10 protein-coding genes are annotated in these 9,716 nt (G+C 35.6%); all 10 read right to left on the bottom strand.

All coding sequences use genetic code 11. The features are described 5' to 3' along the window. On the bottom strand, window positions 1-714 hold a 714-nt coding region (locus RQ907_RS05930), incomplete at its 3' end, for a DNA translocase FtsK 4TM domain-containing protein (RefSeq protein ID WP_311492459.1). 187 nt (window positions 715-901) lie between these two features. Further along, window positions 902-1,369, bottom strand: coding sequence for a hypothetical protein (locus RQ907_RS05925; RefSeq protein WP_311492458.1), 468 nt, complete (start codon window positions 1,367-1,369; stop codon window positions 902-904). A 162-nt stretch (window positions 1,370-1,531) separates the two neighbouring features. Beyond that, window positions 1,532-2,899 (bottom strand): YjiH family protein, encoded by a 1,368-nt coding sequence (locus RQ907_RS05920; RefSeq protein ID WP_311492457.1) that lies wholly within the window; start codon window positions 2,897-2,899, stop codon window positions 1,532-1,534. A 459-nt stretch (window positions 2,900-3,358) separates the two neighbouring features. Then, window positions 3,359-5,515, bottom strand: coding sequence for a polyribonucleotide nucleotidyltransferase (locus RQ907_RS05915; RefSeq protein WP_311492456.1), 2,157 nt, complete (start codon window positions 5,513-5,515; stop codon window positions 3,359-3,361). 46 nt (window positions 5,516-5,561) lie between these two features. Beyond that, window positions 5,562-5,825 (bottom strand): 30S ribosomal protein S15, encoded by a 264-nt coding sequence (rpsO, locus tag RQ907_RS05910; protein WP_399522386.1) that lies wholly within the window; start codon window positions 5,823-5,825, stop codon window positions 5,562-5,564. 107 nt (window positions 5,826-5,932) lie between these two features. Continuing rightward, window positions 5,933-6,877, bottom strand: a complete 945-nt coding sequence (locus RQ907_RS05905; RefSeq protein ID WP_311492455.1) for a bifunctional riboflavin kinase/FAD synthetase — start codon at window positions 6,875-6,877, stop codon at window positions 5,933-5,935. Continuing rightward, window positions 6,852-7,748, bottom strand: coding sequence for a tRNA pseudouridine(55) synthase TruB (gene truB / locus RQ907_RS05900; RefSeq protein ID WP_311492454.1), 897 nt, complete (start codon window positions 7,746-7,748; stop codon window positions 6,852-6,854). Before truB ends, RQ907_RS05905 begins: the two co-directional genes overlap by 26 nt. Continuing rightward, window positions 7,741-8,712 (bottom strand): bifunctional oligoribonuclease/PAP phosphatase NrnA, encoded by a 972-nt coding sequence (locus RQ907_RS05895; RefSeq protein ID WP_311492453.1) that lies wholly within the window; start codon window positions 8,710-8,712, stop codon window positions 7,741-7,743. Before RQ907_RS05895 ends, truB begins: the two co-directional genes overlap by 8 nt. Further along, on the bottom strand, window positions 8,690-9,076 hold the full coding sequence (rbfA, locus tag RQ907_RS05890) for a 30S ribosome-binding factor RbfA (protein WP_311492452.1): 387 nt from the start codon (window positions 9,074-9,076) through the stop codon (window positions 8,690-8,692). Before rbfA ends, RQ907_RS05895 begins: the two co-directional genes overlap by 23 nt. Further along, window positions 9,077-9,716 (bottom strand): translation initiation factor IF-2 (locus RQ907_RS05885; RefSeq protein ID WP_399522383.1); only part of this gene is annotated, 640 nt, incomplete at its 5' end.

The raw sequence follows: 9,716 nt of genomic DNA, 5'->3' as shown, positions 1-9,716 counted from the left end.
TTGAGAATTATTAATCTTTAAGCTTGAAATCTTCTCATCCTTGCCTATGTTTTCTAATTTCTTTGCTTTTTTTTCTGCAATTTTTTCCCTAATCTTTAAAAGGCTCTTTTGGCTTAGGTGCTTAATTCCAATCCCTAAGATTATTAATCCATCCCTTAATTTTAGAAAAAATTCCTTATAGGTATAAGGACTTAGATTTATAATCAAGGCTCCAATAAGGCTGGCATATAAAATATAAAGACCAAGATGGCCGATAAAACTTAAGACATAAAACCCAACAAGGCCTCCAAACCAACCTCCACCTAGTCTGCCCTTAAAGGCTGAATATTCAATAGACCAAGACAACTCGTTTCTGATATAATCCTTGGATAAAATTGCCAAAGTCAAGAAAAATATGCCGTAAATTAAAAGCATTCGGCTAAGATTTGCCCTAAACTTTTCCCTATAAACTAAATAAAAACTTGCAAATAAAATAATTGGAAAAGCAAGGCTAAGCTTACCAAAAAGACTATCAAAAAACTTTGACAAAGCATCGCCGATTAAACCTGTACTCGATGATAAAATAAATATAAATATTAGGACAGATGCTACCATGACCACCATAGAAAATGTCTTGATATCAAAGGATCTTTCCCTAAATTTCTTTTGTTTACTTTTATTGGGAGACTTAAGATTCGACTTCTTTCTCACTCTCCCAGAGTTCCTATTTGTCATATACACCTCTCCCCTATATTATATGGTAAATTCATTAAAAATAAACTATATATCTTTACTATAATGCACCAGTAAATTCTATATAAAAAAACACCCCGTCTTTGGTATGCGTCATATATACTGGAAAAACAGTTAAAATTGTTGCATATCAATTTCATTGGGTGGTTTGTTTCTTAATACTTTTAACTTATCTTTTATCTTTTAAATCTTCTACTTTATCATTAAATTCTTTTAAATCTTCTACTTTATCATTAAATTCTTTTAAATCTTCTTTAGAAAGTTGCCATGTCAATGGTCTTGTAATCATGGGTATTCCCTCCATTGTAATATAAGGATAATTTTCATAAATATAGAAATCTATCTTTGTAGCTTCACTGTGATTACCCTTGCTGGTAAATATTAAATGATAAGATTTTATTGCATCGTCTGGTATTTCTTTAAAATAATTATCGAATTTCTTATCATTAACATTTTCCACACTCATCCCTATAAAATTACTAAAATAATCTAACTCTTCTTGCTTTTCTGTTTCAGCAATTTTTACATTGTTAGAATCAAATATTTCAATCTTGTCTTCTTTTTTCCTGCTCCTACAAGAAGTGAGAACTAATAAAAAAGCAATAACAATAGTCATAAATACAAATCTTTTTCTCATTTTAAACCTCCAAATTAAATTATGGTAAAACTATAGTTACTTTTTTTATTATTTTAAAATAATTATTTTAATTTGTCAATATATCATTTAACATTTTTAATAAAAAAATACTCCCTTAGCCAAATAATGACTTAAGAGAGTATTTGTTATAATCATTAATTTTTAGAATAATAAGTGAGCTAAAACTACTATTACTGGAAGAGTAATTAGAGTTCTTTCTAAGAATAGGATGAAGATATCTTTTAGGTCTACTGGGATGTTTGAACCTAGGATAACTGCTCCTGTTTCTGACATGTAGATAAGTTGGGTTACAGATATGGCAGCTACAACAAATTGGGTAAATTGTGATGTAATGCCCTTGCTGGCAAGGATTGATGGAACAACCATGTCGGCAAAACCAACTACCATTGTCTTACTTGCCTCAGCTGCTTCTGGTACTTGGAGAAGTTTGAGGATTGGTAAGAATGGCATACCAAGCCAAGTGAAGATTTGAGTTGATTCAGACAATACTAGGGCAAGGGTTCCTGCTGCCATGATTACTGGTGTAACACCAAGCCAAAGGCTTAAAACTGTATCACGACCGTTTAATAGGAATTGTTTTAGATTTAAGTTCTTTTCTGCCTTTAAAACTGCAAGTTGAGTAGCCCATTCTAGTCTGGTGAAGTTCTCTGGAACTGTTTCTTCATTTGGATTTTCAGGTTCTTTTGCCCTTACATCTCTTTTTCCAGATAAAGGTGGGATACGTGGCACAATTAGAGCTGCAACTATACCAGAAACGCCAACTATAAAGTAAAATAAACCAAATCTGTCAACCATATTTACATTTTCAAGTACTACCATACAGAAAGTAATTGATACCGCTGAGAAAGTTGTAGAAATAATTGCTGCTTCTTTTTCGGTATAGTTTCCTTCTTCGTATTGTTTAGCAGTGAGGGCAACACCTATGGTACCGTCACCTATCCATGAAGCCACACAGTCTACTGCTGAACGGCCTGGTAGTTCAAATACAGGTCTCATAATTTTTGATAAGAAAATACCAACAAATTCTAGGATACCGAATTCTGTTAGGAATGGTAGGATAAAACCAGCTACCAAGAATATAGTTAAAAGTCCACCGATTAATTCAAATAGGATTAGACCGCCGGTATTTTCTGACCAAATCAATTCTGGTCCAAGTTTAAAGGCTGTCATATAACCAATTATGCAACCTGCAACCCTTGCAAAAAGCCAAACAGGAGTAATATCTGAGATTTCCTTAAGTATAGGAGATTTCTCGATAAAGCCTGGTTTAAAAAACTTATAGGCTAGGGCAAGTATGGTTGAGATTGTAATACAAGCCAAGGCCACATAGTGGATTCGAACAATCGAATTTATTGTTTGGTTTAAAAATTTTGAAATTACTGATACTGCTACAGTTGAACCACCATCAGCTGTTTTAAAGGGTGTCATTAAAAGTAACACGCCTATAGCTGAAGGGATCACAAACTTTAGAACCCTAGCCGCTGTAATCTTTTCTTTTTTTATTGTCATTTTTTACCTCTTATTTTAATACCACCCTTAAACTCAGCCAAAATATGTAAGTGAAATTTAAGAGTATTTGTTCGATATTGATAGCATTAAATATTTTCTTTCAATACTTATTTTAATTCCCTAATGATTGTAAAAATTAATTGAATAGAAAAATTTCTCCATGCTTGTGCAAGATTATAAGGTCATGTGATTCATTTATTCTAATCATATAAATAACGAACTTTTGGACCTTTACAATTATTTTCCTCATTTCTTCCCCTTGCTGAAATTATGAGTGATTTCCCTCCTTTTACTTATTTCGTCAATTGAGATAACGATTTCTTATATTTTTATATTATCATATCTTTGATAATTATGCAATAAAAATTCTTTCTCATTAATTAAATAAAAAAAAGTTTAATTTAGCTGTCAATTTAATAATAAAAAAAACTGCTACAAAATATGTAACAGTCTTTTAGATTATTCATTATCTTTTCTATATGGAGATTCATCTACTGGCCAAGCTTCAGCCTTTTCAGATCTTTCAGCTTTTTCAGGTTTTTCTAGAAGGGCCTTTCTTGAAAGGTTAATCCTACCTTGTCTGTCGATTTCTGTAACCTTAACAGTGACCTTATCGCCTATCTTAAGCTCATCTTCTACCTTGGCTACCCTGTGGTGGGCGATTTGGCTGATATGAAGAAGACCTTCCTTGCCAATTGCAATTTCAACAAAAGCACCAAAGTTCATAATTCTTACAACTGTACCTTCAAAAACATCGCCTGGTTTTGGATCGGTTACAATTGCCCTAATCATTTCTATGGCCTTCTTGCCACTTGCACCATCATTAGATGCAACTGTGATGTGGCCATCGTCTTCTGTTTCGATTTTAACTCCAGTGGCGTCTATAATCTTGTTGATGTTCTTTCCACCAGAACCTATTACATCTCTTACCTTTTCTGGGTCGATGTCGATTGTGTATAGTCTTGGTGCATATTCAGATAATTCTGCTCTTGGTGCATCAATAGCAGATTCGATTACATCTAGGATTCTAAATCTAGCGTCTTTTGCATCTGCTAGGGATTGTCTAAGAACTTCTTCTGTGATACCAGATATTTTCATATCCATTTGAAGGGCTGTGATACCATCACGAGTACCAGCTACCTTAAAGTCCATATCTCCAAGGTGGTCTTCAAGACCTTGTATGTCTGTAAGGATAGAAATTGAGTCGTCTTCCTTGATTAGACCCATTGCTATACCTGCAACCGGCTTTTTAATTGGAACACCAGCATCCATTAGAGATAGGGTTGAACCACAGATTGATGCTTGAGAGCTTGAACCATTTGAAGATAAAACTTCAGATACAACTCTGATTGTGTAAGGGAAGTCTTTTTCATCTGGAAGTACAGGTACAAGTGCTCTTTCAGCTAAGTGACCATGACCGATTTCACGTCTACCAGGTCCTCTTAGTGGTCTAATATCTCCTACACAGAATGGTGGGAAATTGTATTGGTGCATGTATCTTTTTTCTACATCTTCGATATTTAAACCATCAATTAATTGGCTATCTGCTGGTGAACCAAGTGTTACGATTGATAATACTTGTGTTTGACCTCTTTGGAAAAGCCCAGAACCATGTACTCTTGGAAGTACGCCTGCCTCTGCAGAAAGTGGTCTGATTTCTGTCATTTCCCTGCCATCTGGTCTGATTTTATCAATAGAAATCATCCTTCTGACTTCTTTTTTCATGATATCATCAATTCTTCTGTGGATTTCATCTTCACTTTCTGGATAAGCTTCTAAGAATTTTTCCTTAGCAGCTTCTTCTATCCTAAAGATGTTATCTTCTCTTTCAGTCTTATCTGTTGTTCTAATTGAAGCTTTGATTTCTTCCTCAAAATTTTCTGAAATTAGCCTATCAAGCTCAGTTTCAACGTGTTCTTCTACTTCTTTTTTAGGAAGGCCAATATCATCTATGATTGTTTGGATAAAGTCAGATATGTCGCCGATTTCATCAAGGGCTAAAAGCATTGCTTCAAGCATTTCGCTTTCATCAAGCTCATTTGCTCCAGCTTCTACCATGTTGATAGCACCTTTTTTACCAGCTACGGTAAGTTCAAGTTGAGATTTTTTCCTGTCTTCTTCCTTTGGATTTACAACTAATTTGCCGTCAACTTTTCCTACCATACAAGCTCCAACAGGGCCATCAAATGGAATGTCAGAAATACCAAGGGCTATAGAAGCACCGATGGTTGTTAGTGGGTCTGGAAGGTGGTCGTGATCCATTGATAGGACTGTAGCAATGATTTGTACGTCATTATAGTAATTTTCTGGGAAAAGTGGTCTAAGAGGTCTATCCATTTGTCTAGCAATTAGGGTAGCTTCGTCGCTTGCCTTGCCTTCTCTTCTTAAGAAACCTCCAGGGATTTTACCAACTGCGTAAAGTTTTTCTTGGAAATCGCAAATAAGTGGGAAGAAATCTATTCCTTCTCTTGGTTTTTCGCTAGCAACTGCAGTTACTAAAAGTGTAGTATCCCCGCTTTGGATAAGGCAGGCACCGTTGGCTTGTTCAGCATACTTGCCAATTGTTACCTCAAAGTCGTATCCATTTTTTGAAGTGTATTTGTAATTTTTGATCATTCTCTCTCCTATATAAAATAAGGCGGGATAAGCCCCGCCAAAATAATTAACCTCTTATTCCAAGTCTTTCGACAATTGATCTGTATCTATCGATATCATTGTCTTTTAAATAAGTAAGCATGCCTCTTCTACGTCTGATCATTTTGTATAATCCACGTCTTGAAGAATGGTCTTTTGTATTTGATTTTAAGTGTTCAGTTAAGTCAGCTATTCTCTTTGAAAGGATAGCGATTTGTACTTCTGGTGAACCAGAATCTTTCTCGTCTAATTGGTATTCTTTGATTATTGCTTGTTTTTCTACTTTGTTCATAATTTCCTCCGTATTGTATATTCAGCTTTTGCCATGTATTAGTCGAGGTCTCATATACCTAGCAAAGCTACGTCATCATTATACACCACAAATGAAGTTTTGCCAAATCATTTGAGGTATTTTTCAATATAGGCTAGACCTGTTTCCTTATCCTTATCCATTTGGCAGATTAATTCTTCTGCAGAAGCAAATTTGTAATCAGGTCTTAAAAATTCTATAAATTCTACACTGATATTCTCGTCATAAATTGACTGATTAAAGTCAAAGATAAAGGTCTCTATCTTCTTATCATCGCCTTCTTCAAAGGTTGGGTTTGAGCCAATATTTGTAAGCCCATAATAATCCTTGCCCCTGATGTTGGTTATGGTAAGATAAACCCCATCTATTGGCATTACATAGGGAAAACTTGGCTCCAAATTAGCTGTAGGAAAATTTAAAAGCCTGCCCCTGCGTTTACCATGAACTACCTTTCCACGGATTTTATAAGGTCTGCCGAGATATTTGTTAGCCTTTGCAATTTCTCCATTTCTTATGAGATCCCTAATGTGACCTGATGAAATTTTTCCGTGGTCATCTTCCATTTCAAGGTCAACTACATCTGTTTTATAGGCGAAAATATCTTCATATTCTCTTAGGGTATCAACTGTACCACTCGCCTTGTAGCCAAAACGATAATCATCTCCAACTATAATTATCTTTGCATTTAATTTCTCAGCTATGATTGTCTTTATGAAGTCTCTAGGCGAAAGCTTCATAAAATTTTCATCAAAATTAACTAAGCAAAAGGTCTTTATTCCAAGCTGTGATAGGATTTCCACCTTATCTTCAAGGCTTGATAGGTATCTCTTTTCGTCTTTTACTGTTGTTTTTGTATTTTCTTTAAAAAGGAGAATAGCTGGTGTTAGACCGAATTTTTTTGATAAGTCTACATTTCTTTTCATCAACTTTTGGTGGCCTAGGTGTACTCCATCAAAATAACCTAGGGAAACTACCTTTTTTTCCAAGTCAGGTAGGTCGCTATTTAAATCATATATTCTTATCTGTTCTTTCATAAAACACTTTCTCCATTTTTAAGAATTTTTTATTATTCTCACAATAATTTCTACCAAGGCCAACAAAATCTTCTCCAGCGTAGACTCTTACAATTTTACCAAAATCTACACCTACTTCTACGATTTGCCCATTTACTAAAGAATCTAAATACTTTTTATCGAGGGTAATTTTCTCAAAATCTTTAAGAGCAGTGTCAACTGGATAAAGTTTTTTTATTAAAGCTTCTTTTGGGATTTCTAAAATATCCTCGCTATTTATAGCATCTTTGATATCAAAATCTCCAACCCTTACCCTCTTTAATTCATTTACATAGGCAAAAGTCCCAAGCTTTTCACCCAAATCGTCAACCAGGGTTCTGATATAGGTTCCCTTTGAACAAGTCACCCTAATTATCGCCTTGGGAAAGGCAAAGTCTAAAAGCCCTATATCATAAACCTTAACTTTTCGTCTTTTTCTCTCGATTTCAATGCCATCTCGGGCTAGGTCATAAAGTTTTTTGCCATTTACCTTTAGGGCTGAATACATTGGTGGGATTTGCTCTATTTCCCCCTTAAAAGTATTCATTACTTCAAGAAATTTATCCTCACTGACAATTTTATCGCTCTTTCCTATAATTTTCCCAGCTGCATCTAGGGTATCGGTTTTTGCTCCAAGGATCAACTCGGTTTCATAGACCTTATCCTTGGTCATCATGTAGTCTGACACCCTGGTAGCCTTGCCTATAACAATTGGCAAAACTCCACTTGCTTCAAGGTCAAGTGTACCTGTGTGACCTACTTTTTTCATATCAAGGGCACGTCTAACAAGGCTTACAACCCTGGCTGAAGATATGCCCTTTTCTTTGTTTATATTAAGGATTCCCTTAAGCATCTATTTCCTTTAAGACTTCAAGAGCCTTCTGGCAAGCAGCTTCAAGGCTTTCATCAAAGATTGAATATCCACTTGCTTTGATATGGCCCCCACCACCATGAGCTCTGGCAACAGCTGCTACATCAGCAGTTTTGCTCCTCATAGATACCTTGTATTCGCCATCATCATATTCTTTTACAATCATAGAGACGTTTACTTCCCTAAGATCCCTAAGTTTATTTACTATTGATTCTGCATCGCCCATCTGAACTCCGTATTTTTCAACTTGGGCCTTACTCGCAACAGCAAAGGCCTTTTTGTCAAAAAATTCTGCCTTAGATATGATTTCATTATGAAATTGCATAACAGATACCGGTTGGGATTGGTAAAGATTTTTGTAAATATCTTCATAATCAATTCCGTCTGTAATTAGTCTGCCTGCCGCCCTAAAGGTGTATTCTGATACATTTGAATACATAAACCTGCCTGTGTCTGTGCATAGGCCAGTAAATAAAAGGGTGCCAATTGTCTTATCCATTGGTAGGTTTAGCCTATCAATTATCTCAAAAACTAGTTCACAGGTCGCAGGTGAGGTTTCATAGATCATATTCAAATCACAGTTAATCTTGCCCCCAACATGGTGGTCAATGACTATGGTTTTATCAGACCTTCTGGCGATTTCTGTTGCCTTGCCAATCCTATCAAATTCAGAGCAATCCACGATTATAAACAAATCGTACTTATCAAGGCTTGCTTCCTTGTAGTGGTCAAGCTCTGGTAAAAATTGTAAATAATCATCAATTGTATCAATAGCAATTACTTCAACTTTTTTTCCGTACTTTTCTAATGACCTTCTTAGGGCTAGTGATGAACCAAGATTGTCCCCGTCTGGATTCACGTGGCTAGCAATGGCGATATTTTCTGCTTCATCAACCATTGCTATAAACTTATCTAAGTGTTCTTTACTGATTTTCTCTAGACTCATTTGCTTTTTTATCCTTTGCAATTGTTTCTGCTATTAACTTGTCCATGTAGGCACCATGTTCGATTGAATTATCGAATTTAAAGCGAAATTCTGGCATGGACCTAAGTCTCATTCTATCACCAATTAGGATTTTGATATAACCCTTGGCTTGGTTTAGTGCTTCCATTACTCCATCCTTAGTTTTGTTGTCTCCAAGGACTGATATATAGATATCAGCGTAAGATAAGTCGTTGGTAACTTCTACATCTGTAACTGATACCATGGCTTCTGTGGATAATCTTGGGTCGTTTAGGTCATCCATGATTATCTTGGATATTTCCCTTTTGACCTCAGATGATATCCTCGCTGTTCTTTTTTTATTCATCTATAAACTTCTTTCTGTTTCAACCATTTCATAGGCTTCCATTACGTCGCCTACCTTAATATCGTTGTATCTTTCAAGTCCGATTCCGCCTTCATAGCCTGATTGGAGTTTTGATGCATCATCTTTAAATCTCTTCATTGATGAAATCTCGCCATCAAAGATAACTACGTTATCCCTAAGGAGTCTGATTTTTGCTTTTCTTGTAATCACACCACTTGTTACCATGACACCTGCGATTGTGCCTGCTCCTGGAATCCTGAAGGTATCTCTTACTTCCGCCCTACCAAGGACATTTTCCTTAAATTCTGGATCTAGCATACCTACTATAGCCTTTGATACATCTTCGATTGCTTCGTAGATTACGCTGTAGGTCCTGATTTCTATATTATTATCCTTGGCTCTTTCTAAAGCGCCTTGGGTAGGTCTTACGTTAAAGCCGATTATAATAGCATTTGATGCTTGGGCTAAAAGTACGTCTGATTCTGTAATACCACCTACAGCACCAGCTATTACTGTTACCTTAACCTCTTCGTTAGATAATTTTGTTAGGGAAGTGCTTACAGCATCAACCGTTCCTTTTACGTCAGTTTTTACAATGATATTAAGTTCTTTTAATTCACCTTCTTGGATATCTGAATAC

It is taken from the genome of uncultured Anaerococcus sp. (genome assembly GCF_963510575.1).
GTDB lineage: Bacteria > Bacillota > Clostridia > Tissierellales > Peptoniphilaceae > Anaerococcus.
Note: the sequence above shows the minus strand (reverse complement) of the source record. Positions and strands in the feature narration are given on the sequence as shown.